This window comes from Amycolatopsis sp. NPDC005003 (genome assembly GCF_053600695.1).
Genome location: NZ_JBSGAI010000048.1, coordinates 15359 through 34818 on the forward strand (window position 1 = coordinate 15359; position 19460 = coordinate 34818).

18 protein-coding genes are annotated in these 19460 nt (G+C 71.9%); 10 read left to right on the forward strand and 8 right to left on the reverse strand.

The features are described from left to right. Positions 1-4 precede the first annotated feature (4 nt). Complete coding sequence (locus tag ACWED2_RS39290) at positions 5-1081, reverse strand: amidohydrolase family protein (RefSeq protein WP_449695594.1); 1077 nt, start codon at positions 1079-1081, stop codon at positions 5-7. After that, entirely contained in the window at positions 1078-2613 is a 1536-nt protein-coding gene (ffh, locus tag ACWED2_RS39295; RefSeq protein WP_449683675.1) for a signal recognition particle protein, read from the reverse strand. Before ffh ends, ACWED2_RS39290 begins: the two co-directional genes overlap by 4 nt. A 195-nt stretch (positions 2614-2808) precedes the next feature. On the opposite strand from ffh, the gene ACWED2_RS39300 reads away from it, so the two are divergent. After that, positions 2809-4587, forward strand: a complete 1779-nt coding sequence (locus ACWED2_RS39300; RefSeq protein WP_449695595.1) for an ABC transporter ATP-binding protein — start codon at positions 2809-2811, stop codon at positions 4585-4587. 9 nt (positions 4588-4596) lie between these two features. Then, positions 4597-5076, forward strand: a complete 480-nt coding sequence (locus ACWED2_RS39305; protein ID WP_449695596.1) for a MarR family winged helix-turn-helix transcriptional regulator — start codon at positions 4597-4599, stop codon at positions 5074-5076. 279 nt (positions 5077-5355) lie between these two features. Here the strand turns inward: ACWED2_RS39305 and ku are convergent, their stop codons facing one another. After that, positions 5356-6234 (reverse strand): non-homologous end joining protein Ku, encoded by an 879-nt coding sequence (ku, locus tag ACWED2_RS39310; protein ID WP_449695597.1) that lies wholly within the window; start codon positions 6232-6234, stop codon positions 5356-5358. Positions 6235-6287: 53 nt separating this feature from the next. Continuing rightward, positions 6288-6650 carry a hypothetical protein gene (locus tag ACWED2_RS39315; protein ID WP_013223841.1) on the reverse strand — a complete coding sequence of 121 codons (363 nt, stop codon included), beginning with the start codon at positions 6648-6650 and terminating at the stop codon, positions 6288-6290. Between the two features lie 121 nt (positions 6651-6771). On the opposite strand from ACWED2_RS39315, the gene ACWED2_RS39320 reads away from it, so the two are divergent. The 6 genes from ACWED2_RS39320 to ACWED2_RS39345 all read left to right on the forward strand — a co-directional run bounded on the left by ACWED2_RS39320 (position 6772) and on the right by ACWED2_RS39345 (position 12743). Further along, positions 6772-7359: a TetR/AcrR family transcriptional regulator gene (locus ACWED2_RS39320; RefSeq protein WP_449695598.1), complete on the forward strand. Its 588-nt coding sequence runs from the start codon at positions 6772-6774 to the stop codon at positions 7357-7359. A gap of 23 nt (positions 7360-7382) precedes the next feature. Beyond that, positions 7383-8135, forward strand: a complete 753-nt coding sequence (locus ACWED2_RS39325; RefSeq protein WP_449695599.1) for a glucose 1-dehydrogenase — start codon at positions 7383-7385, stop codon at positions 8133-8135. Positions 8136-8785: 650 nt separating this feature from the next. Beyond that, on the forward strand, positions 8786-10090 hold the full coding sequence (locus ACWED2_RS39330) for a diguanylate cyclase (protein WP_449695600.1): 1305 nt from the start codon (positions 8786-8788) through the stop codon (positions 10088-10090). Between the two features lie 67 nt (positions 10091-10157). Further along, positions 10158-10760, forward strand: coding sequence for a TetR family transcriptional regulator (locus tag ACWED2_RS39335; RefSeq protein WP_449695601.1), 603 nt, complete (start codon positions 10158-10160; stop codon positions 10758-10760). Continuing rightward, positions 10757-11419, forward strand: coding sequence for a VC0807 family protein (locus tag ACWED2_RS39340; RefSeq protein WP_449695602.1), 663 nt, complete (start codon positions 10757-10759; stop codon positions 11417-11419). The genes ACWED2_RS39335 and ACWED2_RS39340 overlap by 4 nt, the downstream gene beginning before the upstream one ends. Continuing rightward, a complete protein-coding gene (locus ACWED2_RS39345; RefSeq protein ID WP_449695603.1) occupies positions 11412-12743 on the forward strand; it encodes an FAD-dependent oxidoreductase in 1332 nt (443 codons plus the stop codon). Before ACWED2_RS39340 ends, ACWED2_RS39345 begins: the two co-directional genes overlap by 8 nt. A gap of 90 nt (positions 12744-12833) precedes the next feature. Here ACWED2_RS39345 and ACWED2_RS39350 read toward each other — a convergent pair whose 3' ends face one another. Genes ACWED2_RS39350 through ACWED2_RS39360 form a run of 3 tightly spaced genes read right to left on the reverse strand, consistent with a single transcriptional unit; the run spans position 12834 to position 16880 of the window. Next, positions 12834-15149 (reverse strand): [protein-PII] uridylyltransferase, encoded by a 2316-nt coding sequence (locus ACWED2_RS39350; RefSeq protein ID WP_449695604.1) that lies wholly within the window; start codon positions 15147-15149, stop codon positions 12834-12836. A 10-nt stretch (positions 15150-15159) separates the two neighbouring features. Beyond that, a complete protein-coding gene (locus ACWED2_RS39355) occupies positions 15160-15498 on the reverse strand; it encodes a P-II family nitrogen regulator (RefSeq protein WP_013223833.1) in 339 nt (112 codons plus the stop codon). After that, positions 15495-16880 (reverse strand): ammonium transporter, encoded by a 1386-nt coding sequence (locus tag ACWED2_RS39360; RefSeq protein WP_449695605.1) that lies wholly within the window; start codon positions 16878-16880, stop codon positions 15495-15497. The genes ACWED2_RS39355 and ACWED2_RS39360 overlap by 4 nt, the downstream gene beginning before the upstream one ends. Positions 16881-17054: 174 nt before the next feature. Between ACWED2_RS39360 and ACWED2_RS39365 the strand changes: the two genes are divergently transcribed. Continuing rightward, entirely contained in the window at positions 17055-17903 is an 849-nt protein-coding gene (locus tag ACWED2_RS39365) for a putative RNA methyltransferase (RefSeq protein ID WP_449695606.1), read from the forward strand. Between the two features lie 18 nt (positions 17904-17921). Then, the gene (locus ACWED2_RS39370; protein ID WP_449695607.1) at positions 17922-18548 is read left to right on the forward strand and encodes a (2Fe-2S)-binding protein; all 627 of its coding nucleotides are present in this window, start codon (positions 17922-17924) and stop codon (positions 18546-18548) included. Here the strand turns inward: ACWED2_RS39370 and ACWED2_RS39375 are convergent. After that, positions 18545-19399 carry a sigma-70 family RNA polymerase sigma factor gene (locus ACWED2_RS39375; protein WP_449695608.1) on the reverse strand — a complete coding sequence of 285 codons (855 nt, stop codon included), beginning with the start codon at positions 19397-19399 and terminating at the stop codon, positions 18545-18547. The genes ACWED2_RS39370 and ACWED2_RS39375 overlap by 4 nt on opposite strands. Positions 19400-19460 lie beyond the last annotated feature (61 nt).

Genomic DNA, 19460 nt, shown 5'->3' on the forward strand with positions numbered 1-19460 from the left:
GGGTCTAGGCGTAGGCGACGCCGCCGAGCACGATGTGCGAGGGATGCCGGAGGACGCCCAGGTCCTCGCGCGGATCGGCCGGGTAGACGAGCAGGTCGGCGGGCGCGCCGTCGGCGATGCCGGGGTGGCCCAGCCAGTCCCGGGCGGCCCAGGACGCGCTCGCGAGCGCCTGCTCGCGGGTCATGCCAGCGCGGTGGAGCGCCTCGATCTCGTCGACGAGCCTGCCGTGCTCGACCATGCCGCCGGCGTCGCTGCCCGCGAAGACGCGTACGCCGGCTTCGATGGCCGAAGCGACCATCTCGCCGACGCCGGCGTGCAGCGCGCGCATGTGCGCGGCGTACGTCGGGTACTTGCCCGCCTTGTCGGCGATGCCCGGGAAGTTCTCGATGTTGATCAGCGTCGGGACCAGGGCGACGTCGTGCCGCGCGAGCTCGGCCAGTTGATCGGCGCTCAGGCCGGTGCCGTGCTCCAGGCAGTCGATGCCGGACGCGATCAGCCCCGGCAACGCCGCTTCGCCGAACACGTGCGCGGTGACGCGGGCGTCGTTCTCGTGCGCCACCTTGACGGCTTCGGCCAGGACGTCGTCCGGCCACAGCGGCGCGAGGTCACCCACTCCGCGGTCGATCCAATCGCCGACGAGCTTGACCCAGCCGTCGCCGTCCCGGGCCTGCTCGGCCACGGCGTCGGGCAGCTGCTCCGGGTCTTCCAGTTCGATGCCGAGGCCGGGGATGTACCGCTTGGCCAGGGCGAGGTGCCTCCCGGCGCGGATGATCGTCGGCAGATCGGCCCGTTTCTGCAGCGGCCGGACGTCGATCGGGAGGCCGCAGTCGCGGATGAGCAGCGTGCCCGCGTTCCGGTCGGTGATCGCCTGCTCGGTCGCCTCTTCGAGCGAGACGGGCCCGCCGACGCCGATGCCGGGGTGGCAGTGCGCGTCGACCAGGCCGGGCACGAGGAAGACGTCCCGGCCGAGCGTCTCGGCGTCCGGCACCGGCTCGAACGAGATCCGGCCGCCGGTGATCCACAGCTCCCCCGGCTCGCCGCCGGGCAGGATCACCCCGGCGGCGTGGAGCGCGGTGCTCAATTGTCCTTGGGGTTCTTCGGCAGCTTGAACTTCGACGGGTCGAAGCCCGGGACGTCGTTCATGCCGCCCAGCTGCGAGAGGTCGGGCATCCCGCCCGGCATGCCACCACCCGGGGGCAGCATCGGCATGCCGCCGGGGAAGCCGCCGCGGACCTTGGGGGGTGTGGGGCCGCGCCCCTTCTTGCCCTTCTTGCCCTTGCGGGACTTCGAGCCGCCCCCGCCGCCGAAACCGAACCGGCCGGCCATCTGGGCCATCATCTTGCGGGCCTCGAAGAACCGGTTGACCAGGTCGTTGACCTCGCGGACGGTGACGCCGGAGCCGTTCGCGATGCGCAGCCGCCGCGAACCGTTGATCATCTTCGGGTCTTCGCGCTCGGCCGGGGTCATGCCGCGGATGATCGCCTGCAGCTTGTCCAGGTGCTTGTCGTCGACCTGGGCCAGCTGGTCCTTCATCTGACCGGCGCCAGGGAGCATGCCGAGCAGGTTGCCGATCGGGCCCATCTTGCGGACCGCGAGCATCTGCTCGAGGAAGTCTTCGAGGGTGAGCTGGCCGCTGGAGAGCTTTTCGGCGGCCTTCTCGGCCTGCTTCTGGTCGAAGGCCTGCTCGGCCTGCTCGATCAGGGTGAGCACGTCGCCCATGCCGAGGATCCGCGACGCCATCCGGTCCGGGTGGAAGGTGTCGAAGTCCTCGAGCTTCTCGCCGTTGGAGGCGAAGAGGATCGGCTGGCCGGTGACCTCGCGGACGGACAGCGCGGCACCACCGCGCGCGTCGCCGTCGAGCTTCGTGAGCACGACACCGGTGAAGCCGACGCCGTCGCGGAACGCCTCGGCCGTGGTCACGGCGTCCTGACCGATCATCGCGTCGACGACGAACAGGACCTCGTCCGGCTCGACGGCGTCGCGGATGTCCGCGGCCTGCTTCATCAGCTCTTCGTCGACACCCAGGCGGCCCGCGGTGTCGACCACGACGACGTCGTGCTGCGCGTGCTTGGCCTCGGCGATGGCGCGGCGGGCGACGTCGACCGGGTCGCCGACGCCGTTGCCGGGCTCGGGCGCGAAGGTGACGACCCCGGCCCGCTCGCCGACGACCTGCAGCTGCGTGACGGCGTTCGGGCGCTGGAGGTCGCAGGCGACCAGCATCGGCGCGTGGCCCTGCTTCTTCAGCCACATCGCGAGCTTGCCGGCCAGCGTCGTCTTACCGGCACCTTGCAGACCGGCCAGCATGATCACCGTCGGCGGGGTCTTGGCCAGGTTGAGCCGGCGCGTCTCGCCGCCGAGAATCCCGACGAGCTCCTCGTTGACGATCTTGATGACCTGCTGCGCGGGGTTGAGCGCCTGGGAGACCTCGGCACCCTTCGCCCGTTCCTTGATCCTCGCGATGAAGGTCTTGACCACGCCGAGGGCGACGTCGGCCTCCAGCAGCGCGATGCGGATCTCGCGCGCGGTGGCGTCGATGTCGGCGTCGGACAGCTTGCCCTTGCGCGTGAGCGTCTGCAGGGCGGCGGTGAGCCGATCGGAGAGGGTGTCGAACACGGGTGTGCACGCTCCAGCTGGGTCGATGGTGGCGCGCCGGACTCGGCCGGCTCTGTCGAGGGTAGTCGCTCCGGGTCCCCTGCCTCGCGGGTACGCACACATTAGTACGCATGCGTTAACCAGTGTTCGACACGCTTCCGGTTGATTCCAAGAAAATAGGTGGCGACTCGGCCGATTTTTAGTAAACATAGGTGCATGACCACCGCGCCCGTCCTCCGCGAACCGGCCGGCGACACCGACGAACCGGTGCCGCTGCGGCGGATCGCCGGCTTGTTCCGCCCCCACCGCGGGCCGCTCGGCGTGCTGTTCGCGCTGATCGTCGTGCAAGCAGGCCTCGGCGTCGTCTCGCCGTTCCTGCTGCGCGAGATCCTCGACGACGCCCTGCCGCACCGCGACACGCTGCTGATCAGCCTGCTGGCGGCCGGGATGATCGTCTGCGCGGTCGGCAGCGGCTCGCTCGGCGTCGCCACCACCGGGCTGTCCAACACCCTCGGGCAGCGGGTCATGAACGAACTGCGCGTCTCGGTCTACGGCCACCTGCAGCGGATGTCGCTCGGCTTCTTCACGCGGACGAAGAGCGGCGAAGTGCTCTCGCGGGTGTTCAACGACATCGGCGGAGTGGACAACGTGATCACCACGACGGCCGGGTCGATGGTGCAGAACGCGACCACGACGATCGCCATCGCGGTGGCCCTGGTGCTGCTCGACTGGCAGCTCGCCGCGCTTTCGCTGATCGTCGTGCCGCTGTTCCTGCTGTTCACGCTGCGACTGGGCAAGAAGCGGCGGCACCTGGCCCGCGGCCGGACCCGCCGGATGGCGCGGCTGACGACGATGGTCGAGGAATCCCTGTCGGTCACCGGGGTACTGCTCGCCAAGACGATGGGCAACGAGCGGGCGATGCGCGAGCGCTTCGGCGCGGAGTCGCGGGAGATCGCGTCGCTGGAGCGGGCGGCCGCGCTGGCCGGCCGCTGGCAAACGGCGTCACGGGCGATGAGCCTCACCGTGATCCCGGCGCTGGTGTACTGGATCGCCGGGCTGGCCCTGGCGGGCGGTGCGTCGCCGATCTCCCTCGGCACCGTCGTCGCGTTCACCAGCATGCTGAACAGGCTGGTCGCGCCCGCGAGCGCGATGCAGAGCATCGGGCAGAACGTGGCGACGTCGAAGGCGCTGTTCGGCCGCATCTTCGAGGTACTGGACCTGCCGGTGGAGATCGCGGACAAGCCCGGCGCGCGTGAACTGGAGGTGCGCCGCGGCGACATCTCGATGCGGGGCGTCTCCTTCCGCTACGACGAAGACGGCCCGCCGACGCTGCAGGACATCGATCTCGACGTGCCGGCCGGGACCACGACGGCACTGGTCGGCTCGACCGGCTCGGGCAAGACGACGCTCGCCTACCTCGTCGCGCGGTTGTACGAGGTGAGCTGCGGCTCGGTGACGATCGACGGCACCGACGTCCGGGACGTCACGCTGGCCTCCCTCGCGGCCGGCGTGGGGCTGGTGTCGCAGGAGACCCACCTCTTCCACGACACCGTGCGCGAAAACCTGCGCTTCGCCAAGCCGGACGCGACGGACGACGAGATCGAGCGGGCGGCGAAGGCCGCGCACATCCACGACACCCTGGCCGGGCTGCCGGAGGGGTACGACACGGTGGTCGGCCAGCGGGGCTACCGGTTCTCCGGCGGCGAGAAGCAGCGGATCGCGATCGCCCGGATCCTGCTGCGCAACCCGCCGGTGCTCATCCTCGACGAGGCGACCAGCGCGCTCGACACCCGCACCGAACGCTCGGTGCAGGCCGAGCTCGACCGGCTCGCCACGGGCCGCACGACGCTGACGATCGCGCACCGGCTGTCCACTGTGGAGCACGCCGACCAGATCGTGGTGCTGCACGAGGGCCGGATCGCCGAAAGGGGGACGCACGAGGAACTACTGGCGCGCGACGGGCGCTATGCCCGGCTTGTCCGCGGGAACACCTAATGTGGGGCCATGCAGAGCGAACCGGCCCGGACCCTTGACGAGACCGCCGCGCGGATCACCGCGGACGCCGAACTCGCCGAGCTGTCCCGGCGGGTACGCGAAGGCGTCGGGCGGCTGAACTGGCGGATGCGCGCGGAAGCAGACCGGCACATCCCCGGGCCGGCAGTGCTCGCGGTGCTGAGCCGGCTCTACCGCACGGGCACGCAGACGCCGACCGAGCTGGCCGAAGCGGAACGGCTGCAGCCGCAGTCGCTCACCCGCATCCTGGCGTCGCTCGAGCTCCGCGGCCAGATCGAGCGGACGCCGGATCCCGACGACGGGCGCCGGTCGCGGGTCAGCATCACCGAGGACGGCCTGGCCGTGCTGCGCCGGTACACCACCCAACGCGAACGCTGGCTGGCCGGGGCGCTCGAGTCGACGCTGTCGCCGACCGAGCAGCAGCTGCTCCGGCTGGCCGCCGACCTGCTGATCCGGGTCGCGGACGCCTGAAAGCTGCCGTGGAGACCCCTCGATCCCTCCACGGCAGCTTTCGGACACCCCCTGTCGTCCCGCGCCGCCTCCCCGCGGTGCGCGACGGGTTCCGGAAACGGGCCGCTCCTCCTCCGGCCCGCCCCGGAACCCTGGCGTCTGGACGGCTCACCTCCCCAGGGGCCGTCCGGACTTCCCCCCTCGCCAGCGATCCGGTACCCGCTGACAGGAGGAAGTCTGCCGCGCCGAGGGGTGGCGGGTTGAGTGTGAGAACCCTCAATTACCCGTGGGTAGTAATACTCAAGACGTCTTCGTGCGGCCACGGCTGCGCGTCGCGGCTCGCTTCGCGGTCGTACGCGCCTTCGCGGCCCGGGAAGCAGCCGCCTTGGCGTTGGCGACGGCCGCGTTGCGGGCGTCCTCCGCTTCGGCGGCACTCTCCTGCAACGCCGCCAGGAGGCGGGTCACTCCCTCGGCCTGGTCGGCGGCCGTCGGCTGGACGACCTCGGCGCCGTCGATCTTCGCCTGGACCAACGCATGGAAGGCCTCGCGGTAACGGTCGGGGTAGCGGCCCGGGTCGAACTCGCCGGTCAGCTCCTCGACCAGGTTCACCGCGCGGCGCAGCTCGCCGGGGCGGAGGTCGACGTCGGCGTGCCGGAACGGGAAGTCGGGGGTGCGCACCTCGTCCGGCCACCGCATCGTCTCCAGCAGGATCACCTGGTCGCGCACGCGCAGCGCGCCGAGCGTCTCGCGGCGGCGCAGCGCGACGGTGACCAGCGCGAGCCGGCCCGACTGCTGGAGGGCCTCGCTGAACAGCACGTACGGCTTCGTGCCCGCCGGTTCGGGTTCGAGGTAGTAGCTCTTCGCGAACCAGATCGGGTCGACGTCGGCCAGCGGCGCGAACCCGCGGATGGCGATCGTGCGGCCCGGCATCGGGAGCGACGCCAGCTCGTGGTCGGACAGCAGGACGACGTCGCCGCCCGGGACGGGGTAGCCGTGGGCCAGCTCGCCCGGCGGCACCTCGGCGCCGTCGACCTCGCACACGCGCTTCACCCGGATACGGCCGCCGTCGGCCTCGTGCACCTGGTGCAGCGGGAGCTCCCGCTCCTCGGTGGCGCTGTACGCCTTCACCGGGATGGCGTAACTGCCGAACCCGATCGTGCCCGTCCACACTGCGCGCATCCGTGCCACCTCCGCAGCTCCCAGGCTAGACAGCGGCCGCAGCGGATCGACAGCTACAAACGGGTGTCAGGTGAGACGGATTCGCTCACACATTCGAACGACGGCGTGACCTCGTCGAGCGCCTCCGCCGAGCAGCGGGAGGCGATCGCGGCCGCGCGGAGCACTTCGGTGACCACCTCGACGTCCAGCGGCGGGGCCGCGGCGAGAGCGGCCGAACCGCCTTCGACGCGGGCGGCGAGGCCGGCGAGCGCGTGGGAAATGGCTTCCTGGCCGGCGACCAGCTGAGCGACGACGTCGGTGAGCTCGGCCGTCGTGGCGCCCGGGCCGCCGCAGCGCAGGCCGGCGGCGAGTTCCTCGGCGCAGGAGCGCAGGTGGGTGGCGACGACGGTCGGCGGCAGCGTCAGCCGATCCTGCATCGCTCACCCCCTGGGGCCGGTCGAAGCAGCCATAGTGCCACCGCACGCCGTGTCACCGGACGCGACACACCGCCGGTTGTATATTTGACCGACCGTTCTGGATTTGGCTAGGGTTTTGATCATGTCCCGGGTCAAGGAGTTCGACGTCGGCGAGGCTTGCGACGGCGCCCTCACGCTTTTCCGGCGCCAAGGCTACGAGGCGACGTCCGTCAGCGACCTCGTCACGCACCTCGGCGTCGCCAAGGCCAGCCTGTACGCCACCTTCGGCACGAAGCACGACCTGTACGTCACGGCGTTGAAGCGGTACGCGGAACAGACCGACGCACGGGTGATGGCCCAGCTGTCGGAGCCGGGTTCCGGGGTGGCCGCGGTGCGCCGGCTGTTCGAGAGCTACACCGCCGAAATCCTCGGCGACGAAACGAAAATGGGCTGCTTCGTCGTCAACGCGGCGATCGAGCTGCTCCCCCACGACCCGGAAGTCGCGCGAGTGGTGGAGCGCAGCTGGGACACCCTGGAAGTCGCGCTCACCATGGCGCTGGAACGCGCGAAGGCCCAGGACGAACTCCCGGACGGCAGCGAGCCGGCGACGCTGGCGCGTTTCCTGCTCACAGTGCTTCAGGGACTGCGGGTCCTGGGCAAGGGCGCCGATGCGGTGAGCCGGGTGGACGCGGCCGCCTCACAGGCTCTCCGACTCCTCATTCAAGAATGATCGGACCAGAAAGAGGGAACACGATGGGGGCACGTTTTGCAGGCAAGGTCGTCCTGGTGACCGGCGGCGGCTCGGGCATCGGACGGGCGACCGCGCGGGCGTTCGCGGGCGAAGGCGCGACGGTGGTCGTCGCCGGGCGCGACAAGGGGCGGCTGGCGTCCGCGGTCGCGGAGATCGGCGGCGGCGCGAGTGCGGTGACCGTCGACGTGACCGACTCCGCGGACGTGGCGCGAATGGTGGAGACGGTCGTCGCGCGGCACGGCGGGCTGGACGTCGCGTTCAACAACGCGGGCATCCTCGGGTCGCCGGCGGCGGCCGCGGACCTCGACGAGGACGGCTTCGGCGCGGTGCTGGGCACGAACGTCACCGGGACGTGGCTGTGCCTGAAGCACGAGGTCGCGCACATGCGGGCGCACGGCGGCGGCGCGATCGTCAACATGGCGTCGAACATCGGCGCGCACGGCAGGCTGCCGAACATGGCGGCCTACGCGGCGTCGAAGGCCGCGGTGAGCGCGCTGACCAGGACGGCGGCGCGCGACCACATCGCCGACGGCGTGCGCATCAACGCGGTCAGCCCGGGCGCGACCGACACGGACATGTCCCGGCGCCCCGGCGAGACGGACGCCGGTCGCGCCGAGCGGCTGAAGGGCGCGATTCCGCTGGGCCGGGTGGGTGCCACCGCCGAGGTGGCCGCCGCGGTGCTGTGGCTGGCTTCGGACGAAGCCGCCTTCACCGTGGGGCACGACCTGGTGGTCGACGGCGGCGCGACCGCCTGAGCGGCCCCACCCCGGCCCGCGGACGAGGGGTCGGCCGGATCCTCCGGCACGAATTCACGACTCACGGTTGCGCATGGTGACGTTTCCTCTCTAGGGGGATGGATCGGGAGCGCGGCTGGGTCACGACTCGCGGTTGCGCACGGCACTTCTCCTTCCGGCACGTGATCGGGCGTGCGGACATCGACTCAGGACTCGCGATTACGCACAGCAGCTCTCCTTCCGGCACGTGATCGGGCAGGCGGACATCGACTCAGGACTCGCGATTACGCACAGCACTCCTCCTTCCGGCACATGACCAGGCAGGCAGACATCGGCTCACGACTCGCGGTTACGCACGGCAGCTCTCCTCTCGGCTCGTGGTGGCGGACAGGACGTGGTCACGACTCGCGGTTACGCACGACGGCTCTCCTCTCGGCGCACAGACGGAACGGCGGACAGGACTCACGTCGGCTCAGGACTCGCGATTGCGCATGGCGGCCTCCCTCCGGCGGTTCGCGCGGGCTTCGGGAAGGCTCAGGACTCGCGGTTGCGCATGGCGGCAGCCTCCCTTCACTGCTCCGAACGTGTGGCAATCATCGATCGCGGCCGCCCGGTGTGGTGGGGTGGATGCGGATCGTCGGATCACCCAGGGGAGTTGCACCGCCTTGAGTATGGACGGCGCCCGTCCGGCCCAACCCCGCGCGGGACGGATCCGTGGGGCGCTCAACCCTGCTCACTGGACCCTCTGGCAGCAGCGCGGGTCGCTGATCTTCTACTGCTTCCTCGTCGAATCGGTCGCGCTCGTCGCCACCGCCTGGGCCGCCGTGGACGTCCCCACGCGCGGGTGGGATCTGGCCGTCTTCGGTGTCCTCACGGGCCTCGGTGTGCTGCAGGCCGAGCTGGGCCGGAAGATCGAACGCGTCCGACGTCTGGTGTCCGACACCCCGCACATCAACCTGACGTCGGTCTGGACGTTCGCCGGTGTGCTGCTGCTGCCGCCGGCGCTCGTCACCGCCCTGATCGCCGTCCTCTACCTGCACCTCGCGACGCGCAGCCTCGCGCGGATCAAGCGCGTTCCGCCGTTCCGGACCACGCTGAACGCGACGCTGGTCGTCATCACCTGCTACTCCGCCGAACTCGTCCTGGGCCGCCTCGGCGTGCCGGACATGTACGGGGCGCTGACCGCCGGCTGGCGCGGCGTCACGGCCATCACGCTGGCCGCGGTGACGTACTTCCTGGTCTCGGCGATCACGATCGTCCCGGCGCTGACGATCACCAAACGCACGGTCAAGGCGTTCTTCGGCGGCCTCGGCGACAACCTCCTCGAGGTCGCGACGCTCTGCCTGGGCCTGCTCACGGCGTTGACGCTGGCGACCCTGCCCGCGCTCGCCGTCGCGATCGTGCCGCCGCTTCTCGTGCTGCACCGGGCGGTGCTGATCAAGCAGCTGGAGATCGCCGCGACGACCGACGAGAAGACCGGCCTGTTCAACACGACCGGGTGGCACCTGCTCGCTTCGCGCGAACTGGCGCGCGCCCAGCGCAGCACGCGCAGCACGTTCGGCGTGCTGATGATCGACCTGGACTACTTCAAGCTGATCAACGACGAGCACGGCCACCTCGCCGGCGACACCGTGCTGCGCGCGGTCGCGGCGACGATCAAGAGCGCCGTCCGCGACTACGACTCGGTCGGCCGGTTCGGCGGTGAAGAGTTCGTCGTCCTGCTGCCGGACATCGGGCCGGCGGCGGTGCTCGCGGTGGCCGAGCGCATCCGGTCGGCGATCGAGTCCCTGCGGGTCGAGTACGAGGACGGCACCCGGATCCGCGCCATCGGCGGCCTGTCGGCCTCCATCGGCGTCGCGACCTACCCGGACGGCGGCACGGCCGTCGACCGGCTGTTGCAGGCCGCCGACAAGGCCCTGTACCGGGCCAAGGACGCCGGCCGCAACCAGGTCGTCGAAGGCACCGCTTCCGCCTGACCCACGCCATTTCCGGGCCCTGACCAGGCGCCTTGTCAGATTTGCTCGACTGAGCTAACTTTTGCTCATGCGAGCAAGAACGTTCACGGAGTCCGGCAGGCGCGCCCAGATCGTGCGGGCCGCGATCGCCGTGATCGCCGAAGCCGGCTACCTCAAGGCGTCGTTCAGCCGGATCGCGAAGCACGCCGGCCTGTCGAGCACCGGCATGATCAGCTACCACTTCGCGGGCAAGGACGACCTGCTCGCCGCCTGCGTCACCGAGATCGAAGAGGTCACCGGGGCGTTCATGCAGCCGCGCATCGACGCCGCCGTCGGGCACGTCGCCCAGCTGCGTGCCTTCGTCGAGGCGAACGTCGAGCTCGTCGGCGAGCACGCCACCGAGCTGCGGGCACTGATCGACCTCGTCAAGAACGCCGGCTCGCGCAGTGCCGCCGTCGACGGGCGGCTCGCCCTGTTCGAAGAGCACTTCCGCACCGGGCAGGCGGCCGGCGCGTTCGGCTCCTTCGACGCCCGGACCGCGGCGCTCTCCTTCACCGCCGGGCTCGACGCCGTCGTCGCCACCGCCGCGGCGAACGTGCCCGAACCGGCCGAGCTCGCGCGCATCGGCCGTGAGCTCGCCGACCTTTACGTGCGGGCGACCGCACCCGAAACCACTGGGGAAGCCGGATGATGATCGAGCAGAAGACCGAACCGGACGCCGGCCTGCGCCGGCTCGTGCGCGCCAACGTGCGGAACGTCGTGTTCGAAGTGATCGTGCCGATGGCGCTGTTCTACGGCCTGCGCGCCGCCGGGGTGAGCCAGTGGTGGGCGCTGATGGCGGGTGTCCTGGTGGCCGCGCCGTACGTGCTGTGGACCATCGCCCGCAACCGCAAGATCGATCTGGTCGCCCTGGTCACGCTGAGCGTGCTGGTGCTGTCGGTGGTGCTCGGCCTGCTGTCGGACGACCCGCGCACGCTGGTGATCCGCGAAGGCTGGACGGCGGCGCTGGGCGGCCTGTTCGGCGCCTGGATGCTGGTGACGGTCTTCGTCGGCCGTCCGGCGCAGCTGACGCTCGGCCGCACGATCGCCGAGATCAAGCGCGGCGCCGAAGGGGCCGACGCGTGGGCGGCCCGCTGGGACACCGACGACCGGTTCCGGCGCGGCCTGCGGATCAACACCGCCGCGTGGGGTGCGGTGCTGCTGGGCAGCGCGGTGGTGCACATCGTGCTCGTCTACACGCTGCCGATCGACCTCATCGCGCTGGTGACGAACGTGGCCTGGTTCGGCGCGCTGGCCGTGCTGATCGCCTGGCACGTCTGGTACCTCCGCAAGGAGAACCTCGATGCCTGACGTCCTGATCGCGGGCGCGGGCCCGACCGGGCTGCTGACCGCGTTCGAGCTGGAACGCGCCGGTGCCGACGTCCTGGTCCTCGAGCGCGACGCCGGGCCCGCCGCGCAGTCGAAGGCCCTCGGCCTGCAGCCCCGGTCGGTGGAGGTGCTGGCCGACCGCGGCCTGCTCGACGCGCTCGAGCCGCACGTCCAGGCGAAGCTGCCCGCCGGGCACTTCTCCGGCGTCCCGATCGACTACCGCGACCTGCCGACGCGCTTCCCGTACCAGCTCGGCGTGGAGCAGGCCCACGTCGCGGCGGCGATCGAGGCGCGGCTGCGCACGCCGGTGCTGCGCGACGCGGCCGTCACCGCGGTAGCCCAGGACGACGAGGGCGTCACGGTCGCCGCGGGCGGGCGGACGCACCGGGTCGGCTGGCTGGTCGCCGCCGACGGCGGGCACAGCACGGTCCGGACGCTGCTGGGCGCGGCGTTCCCCGGCCGCCCGGCGCGGATCTCCCTGGTCGTCGCCGACCTCACCCTGCGCGCCAAGCCCGCCGGCCTGGCGGAGGACTGGCAGCTGCCGTCGTCGGGTTCGGGATACCTGGTGCCGCTGTCCGGCGGCCGCTACCGCACGATCGTCTTCGGCGAGGAGCAGCAACAGCTCGACCGCGGCACCCCGGTCACCGCCGGCGAGGTGCAGCGCGCGCTGACCGCCGCGCACGGGCCGGAGATCCAGGTGGGCGACGTGCTGTGGGCGTCCCGCTTCGGCGACGCGTCCCGGCAGCTGGAGCGCTACCGCCACGGCCGGGTGCTGTTCGCCGGCGACGCGGCGCACATCCACCTCCCGGTCGGCGGCCAAGGGCTCAACCTGGGCCTGCAGGACGCGGCGAACCTGGGCTGGAAGCTGGCGGCGACGGTCCGCGGCACGGCGCCGGCCGGGCTGCTCGACAGCTACCACGACGAGCGCCACCCGATCGCGGCGCGCGTCCTGGTCAGCACGAGGGCGCAGGCGGTCCTCGGCGTGCCCGACCCGGACGCGGTGGCCGTCCGGACGGTCGTCACGGACCTGCTGGCCGTCCCCGAGGCCCGCCGCGCGGTGGCGGCGGAGCTGTCGGGCATCGGGGTGGCGTACCCCGGGACCACCGGCCGCGCGACCGACGTCCCGGCGAGTGCGGACGGCCGCGCGGTCCTGGTCGGCGCCACGGTGCCGGCCGGGTGGACCGGACGGGTCGAGGGCCGCGAGGGGGCGGCACCTCGGCTCGTCCGGCCCGACGGGTACGTCGCGTGGGACGGCGGCCCGGGCCTGGACGAGGCGCTGCGCCGCTGGGTCGGCGCGCCCGGCTAGAACATCCGGCGCACCACTCGCCCCAGCGTCCCGAGGCGGCCTTGGCGCGCACCGCCACTCTCAGCGGAGGCCGCCCTGGGGCGCTTGGGCTCAGGAAGCCGCGGCCAGGACGGCCTGCTCCACCTCACGGCGCCAGCCGGGTTCGATGCGGCCGCTGCGGGGCGTCACCGCGAACGAGTCCACCACCGCGCCGCCCAGGGTCGAGGCCTTCGCCCAGCGGACTTCGGCGTCGCAGCGGCGCAACGCGCCCGCCACCCGGAACAGCAGGCCGATCCGGTCGGCCGCGCGCAGCTCGAGGACCACCGTGTCCGGGCCCGACGTCTCGTCGTCGAACCACAGCACCTTCGGCGCGACCGGGGCTTCCGCCGGGACCCCGTAGTCGCGTTCCTTCGCCGCCAAGCGCTGGGTGAGCGGCAACGTGCCCGCCACCGCGCGGGCGAACTGCTCGCGCAGCAGCGTCGCGTCCGGCAGCGAACCGAACTTCGGCGACGCCGTGAACACCCCCGCGCGACCACCGTCGTGGCCGCGCAGGATCGCCGAGTGGACCTCCAGGGAGTTCAGCGCCAGCACGCCCGCCGCCGGGGCCAGCAGTTCCGCCCGGGCCGGGACCGCCAGCAGGACGGTGACCACCTTGCCGTGCGAGCTGATCCGGATCTCGCCCGTGCCCGACTTCACCGCCGAAGCGACGAGCTCGCGTTGTTCGTCGTCCATCGGCGAGGGCGCGGTGAACCCCTTGCCGCGCAACACTTCTTCGCAGCCCGACACGAGCTCCGCCAGCAGGCGCGCCTTCCAGTCCGTCCAGACCCCGGGGCCGGTGGCCAGCGAGTCGGCCTGGGTCAGCGCGTGCAGCAGCTCGACCAGGACGATGTCGCTGTCCAGGGTCTTCACCACCCGCGCCACCGTGGCGGGCTCGCTGATGTCGCGCCGGGTCGCCGTGTGCGGCAGCAGGAGGTGATGGCGGACCATCCCCGACACCGTCGCCACGTCGGCCGGGCTCAGGCCCAGCCGGGTCGCGACCTGGGCGGAGATCTTGGCACCCAGCTCGGAGTGGTCGGCGTCGCGGCCCTTGCCGATGTCGTGCAGCAGCGCGCCGATCAGCAGCAGGTCCGGGCGCGGCACCGTGGTCGTCAGCTTGGCCGCCTCGACGCAGGTGCGCACCAGGTGCCGGTCGACCGTCCACTGGTGCACCGGCGACCGCGGCGGCAGGTCGCGGACCGCACCCCACTCCGGGAACAACCGCGACCACAGGCCGGTCCGATCCAGCGACTCGACCGCGTCGACCAGGCCCTCCCCCGCGCCCAGCAGCTCGACCAGCGCGTTGAGCGCCTCGGCCGGCCACGGCGCGCGCAGCTCCGGCGCGGACTCGGCCAGTGCCTTGAGCGTGCCGAGCGCGATCGGCTTGCCCGTGCGCGCCGACGCGGCGGCGACCCGCAGCAGCAGCGCCGGGTCCTTCGCCGGGACGGCGTCGCGGGCCAGCGCCACCTCGTTGCCGTGCAGCACCACGTTCTCGGCCAGCGGCGTCCGGGCCGGCCGCCGCCCGAACCGCGTCTTCGGCGGCTCCACAGTGGACCGGAGTGCGACGTCGAGCGCGTACGCGATCGTGCGGCCCGCTCCGGAAAGCTTGCGGGCCAACGTGAACCGGTCGCCGAAGCCCAGCTCGGCGGCGACCAGCTCGGCTTCCGGCGCGGACAGGACGTCCCGCTCCCGCCGGATCTCGCGCCGCAGCTCGGTGCGGACGTCGAGCAGCAGCCCCTTCGCTTCCAGGAGTTCCTCGCCAGGGCGCGCGGTGAGCTGCGCCGCGGCGAGGGCTTCCAGGACCGCGAAGTCCCGCAGCCCGCCCCGGCCGTGCTTGAGGTCCGGTTCGGCGGACTGCGCGATTTCGCCGCTGCGGGTCCAGCGCTGCCGGACCGACGCCGTCATGTCCGGGATCTGCTTGCGCGCCGTGCGGCGCCACTGGTCCCGCGCCGCGGAGACCAGACGGCCGCTCAGCTCGGCGTCCCCGGCGAGGTGCCGGGCGTCGAGCAGGCCCATGGCCACGCGCAGGTCCTCCGAAGCGACCTTCAGCGCCTCACCCGGTGTGCGGACCGAGTGGTCGAGCCCGACTTTGGCGTCCCACAAGGGATACCAGAGCGCGTCCGCGATCTCGCCGACGCCGCTGTTGCCGTTGTGCACCAGCAGCAGGTCGAGATCGGAGAACGGCACCAGTTCCCGTCGGCCGAGCCCGCCCACGGCGACCAGCGCGACACCCGGTTCCGCGGTGTCGACGCCGGCCGCCGAGGCTCCCCTGCCCAGCCAGAATTCATAGAGGTCGACCAGGGCCGCCCGCAGTGCGGATGCCCCCAGCCGGCCGTGCCTGCCCTCGAGCAAACGCTCGGTGGCCTTGACCAGTTCGCCCCCGTCGGCCATTCCAGACGCCTTATAGGGCGTCCGTGCCGCGCTCGCCGGTCCGTACCCGGATGACGGTCTCCACCGGCGTCACCCACACCTTGCCGTCACCGATCTTGCCGGTGTGCGCGGCCGTGGTGATGGCCTCGAGGACCTTCTCCACGTTGGTGTCGTCGGTGACGACCTCCACCTTCAGCTTGGCCACGAAGTCGACCGAGTACTCGGCGCCGCGGTAGACCTCGGTGTGGCCCTTCTGCCGCCCGTAGCCCTGGACTTCGCTGACCGTCATGCCCAGCACGCCCAGCTGCTCCAGCGCGGAACGGACGTCGTCGAGCGTGAACGGCTTCACAATCGCCGTGATGAGCTTCATGCCTTGCTCTCCTCGAGTTTCGCGGCCGGGGTGGACTTGACCGGAATGGTGTTCGGCGAGCCGAGGCCGCCGCCCGTCCCGGTGAAGTCGTAGGCGCTTTCCGCGTGCTGGGCTTCGTCGATGCCGCTGACCTCGTCCTCGGCGCTGACGCGGAAGCCGCCGGCCTTCTTGATCACGAAGCCGATGATGAAGGAAAGCACGAAGGAGTACGCGAGCACCGCACCGGCGGCCGCGGCCTGCCGGCCCAGCTGGGTGAACCCACCGCCGTAGAACAGGCCGTCCGCACCGAGCGAGTTCACGCTGGTGGTGCCGAAGAAGCCGATCAGCAGCGTGCCGACGATGCCGCCGACCAGGTGGACGCCCACGACGTCGAGCGAGTCGTCGAAGCCGAACTTGAACTTGAGCGAGATGGCGAGCGCGCAGAGCGCACCGGCGATGAGGCCGATCGCGATGGCCCCGAGCGGGCTCACGAAACCACACGCGGGGGTGATGGCGACCAGACCGGCGACCGCGCCGGAGGCCGCGCCGAGGGTGGTCGGCTTGCCGAACTTGATCTGCTCGATCAGCAGCCAGCCGAGGACGGCCGCGGCGGTGGCGACGGTGGTGTTGGTGAACGCGACGGCGGCGAGGTCGTTGGCGGCCAGCGCCGAACCGGCGTTGAAGCCGTACCAGCCGAACCACAGCAGCGAAGCACCGAGGAGCACGAACGGAACGTTGTGCGGCCGTCCGGTGTCCTTCGGCCAGCCCTTGCGCTTGCCGAGCACGATCGCCAGCGCCAGGCCCGCGGCACCGGCGTTGATGTGGACCGCGGTACCACCGGCGAAGTCGAGCGCCTTGAGGTTGTTGGCGATCCAGCCGCCGACCGCGTTCTCGCCGATGAAGCCGTTGAAGGAGAACACCCAGTGCGCGACCGGGAAGTACACGACCGTCACCCAGACGACGACGAACAGCGTCCAGCCCCAGAACTTCGCGCGGTCGGCGATGGCGCCGGAGATCAGCGCGGGCGTGATGATCGCGAACATCAGCTGGAACATCACGAAGGCGAGCACCGGCAGCCCGTCCGAACCCGGCCAGGCGACCGCCGGCGAGGTGTCGGTGGCGGCGACCGCGAATCCGGCGAGCTTGCCGAAGGTGTTTTCGAGGCCGGCGAAGTGGAAGTTACCGAGGAAGCCTCCGAACGCGTCGTCGCCGAAGGACATCGAGAAGCCGTACAGGGCCCACAGCACCCCCACGACGGCCAGCGCGATGAAGTTCATCATCAGCATGTTCAGGACGCTCTTCGCGCGGACCATGCCGCCATAGAAGAACGCCAGTCCTGGGGTCATGAGCATGACCAGCGCGGCGCTGGCCAATACCCATGCGGTGTCTCCTGCGTTCAGCACAATCGTCCTCCCGTGCCCTGGGTTCGTGCGTTGGCAGTTTTGGCTCGCGGTGTTTCACGGGGCGGCGCGTGAGGTTTCGCCCGCGTGAACTGTCCGCGCCCGGTTGTTACGGCCAGGTTTCCCAGGACCCCTCCTGGAGTGTCCGGTTGCGAAACGTCGTGGTCGAATACCTCCATGACAGCGGCCGACCACGGGAATGACCCACTGCCACCTCCGGTCGTGGCGGCGCTGCGGTGTTCGGTCTGCGGCGACCCGATCGGACTAACCGGGCGCACGGTGCGTTGCGAAAACCGCCACTCATTTGATCTAGCCCGGCAGGGTTACGTGAACCTGTTGCACGCGCGAATCCCGGCCGGAACGGCGGACACCGCACCGATGGTCGCGGCCCGCGCGGACTTCCTCGCGTCGGGCGCCTACGAGCCCCTTGCCGACGAACTGGCCCGCGTCTGCGCGGAGGCCGAGGGGCTCGTCGTCGACGCCGGCGCGGGCACGGGGTACTACCTCGCGCGGGTGCTGGCGGCGTCGGAGGCGTTCGGCCTCGCGCTGGACGTCTCGGCGGTCGCCCTGCGGCGGGCGGCCCGCGCGCACCCCCGGCTGGGCGCGGCGGTGTGGAACCTGTGGGAGCCGTGGCCGGTGGGCGACGGCGTGGCGTCGGTCGTGCTGAACGTCTTCGCGCCGCGCAACGGGCCGGAGTTCCACCGCGTGCTGCGGCCCGGCGGCCTGCTGGTCGTCGCGGCGCCGGCCCCGGACCACCTCCGCGAGCTCGGCGACCTGGTCCTGGCCGTCGACGAACGCAAGGACGAACGCCTGGACGCCACCCTCGGCGAGTACTTCACGCGCACAGACCGCACGGAGGTCCGGCGCGAGGTGGAGCTGACACCGCGGCAGGTGCGCCAGGCCGTCGAGATGGGCCCCGCCGGGTTCCACCTGGACCGCGACGGCCGCCGGGAGCGCCTGGACGCGGTGCGGGAACCGCAGGTCGTCACGGTGTCGTTCACCGTGTCCACGTACCGGCGGCGCTGAGTCTGGGAAGGTGGAGGGGTGATGCCCGACTGGACCGCGTCCGCGACCCGGCTCGCGGACCCGGAGTGGGTCCGGGCCCGCATCGGCGGCGCCGCGAAGCTGTACGGCTGCGCGCGGCCCGAAGTGCTCGGGACGATCTGGTGGTACTCGCTCTCGTCGGTCCTGGTGGCCCCGGCGGTCGAAGGCCTGGTGGCCGGGACGCCGGTCGACCCGTCGCTGGACGCCGTCGAGCTGGACCTCGTCGCCGACGGACGGTTCCTCGGTGCCCGCTCCGCCCGCCGGCTCGACGGCGGCCTCCCCGAAGTGGGCGCCGCCCTCACCACCGCCCTCGGCACCGCGATCACCACCATCGCCGCCGTCTGCGGGGCGCGGGAGCGGGCGCTCGGAGCGATCGCCACCGACTCGATCGGCAACCGGCTGCTGTGGACGCCCGATCCGGAGCGCGCGATGGCGCTCGCCGGGCCGTTGGTCGCCGCGATCGGCCTGGGCCTGCCGAAGCCGCGTTTCGTGCGCGTCGGCCGCACCCCGGCCGTGCGGCGTGCTTCGTGCTGCCTGATCTACGAAGTCGGCAACCCCAAGTGCGTCAGCTGTCCGCGTCAGACGCCCGAAGAGCGCGAAGCACGCCTTCGCGCCGCCCTGGGTTAGAGAACCGCCAGCTCCAGCTTCCCCAGCCGCTCCGGGTCGGCGATGACGTCGATGCCCGTGACGCGGTCGCCGTCGACCTGGAACGCCAGGACCACCGCCAACCGCCCCTCGCGCACCATGAGCAGGCCGGGAGCGCCGTCGACCAGGGCGAGTTCGCTCGCGCGGGCGCGTTCGGACGCCAGGATCGCACCGCGGCGCACGCTCTCGACGCCGCGCAGCTCGATCGGCGCCGGGCTCGGGCCGACGAACCGGTCGGCGTGCAGCACCACGTCCGGGTCGAGCAGGGCCAGGAGTGCTTCGAAGTCGCCGCCGCGCGAGGCCGCCAGGAAGGCTTCGACGACCTTGCGCCGCCGTGGCAGGTCCGCGGCCGCGGTGGTCCCGCCCCGCACCCGGCGGCGGGCGCGGCTGGCGAGCTGCCGGGCCGCGGCCGGGGTCTTGCCGAGCACCGGGGCGATCTCGTCGAAGGGCACCGCGAACATGTCGTGCAGCACGAACGCGACGCGCTCGGCCGGGCCCAGCGCGTCGAGCACCACCAGCAGCGCCAGCCCGACGGTGTCGGCCAGCTCCGCCTCCTGCCCGGGGTCGCGGCGGTCGTCGTCCGGCTCGGGCTGTCCGTCGAGGGGCTCCTCGCGGTGGTTGCGGCGGGTGCGCAGCAGGGACAAGCACACCCGGGCGACCACGGTGGTCAGCCACGCGGGGAGGTTGTCGATCTCGCCGGCGTCGGTGCGGTGGAAGCGCAGCCACGTTTCCTGGACGGCGTCGTCGGCTTCGGCGGCCGAGCCCAGCATGCGGTAGGCGACCGCACGCAGCCGCGGCCGCTCCTGCTCGAACCGCTCGGTCAGCGCGTCCACTGTGTCCCGTTCCTTCCGCCGTGCGTCGTAGCAGTAGACCCCGCGGCGGCGGCCGATGTGA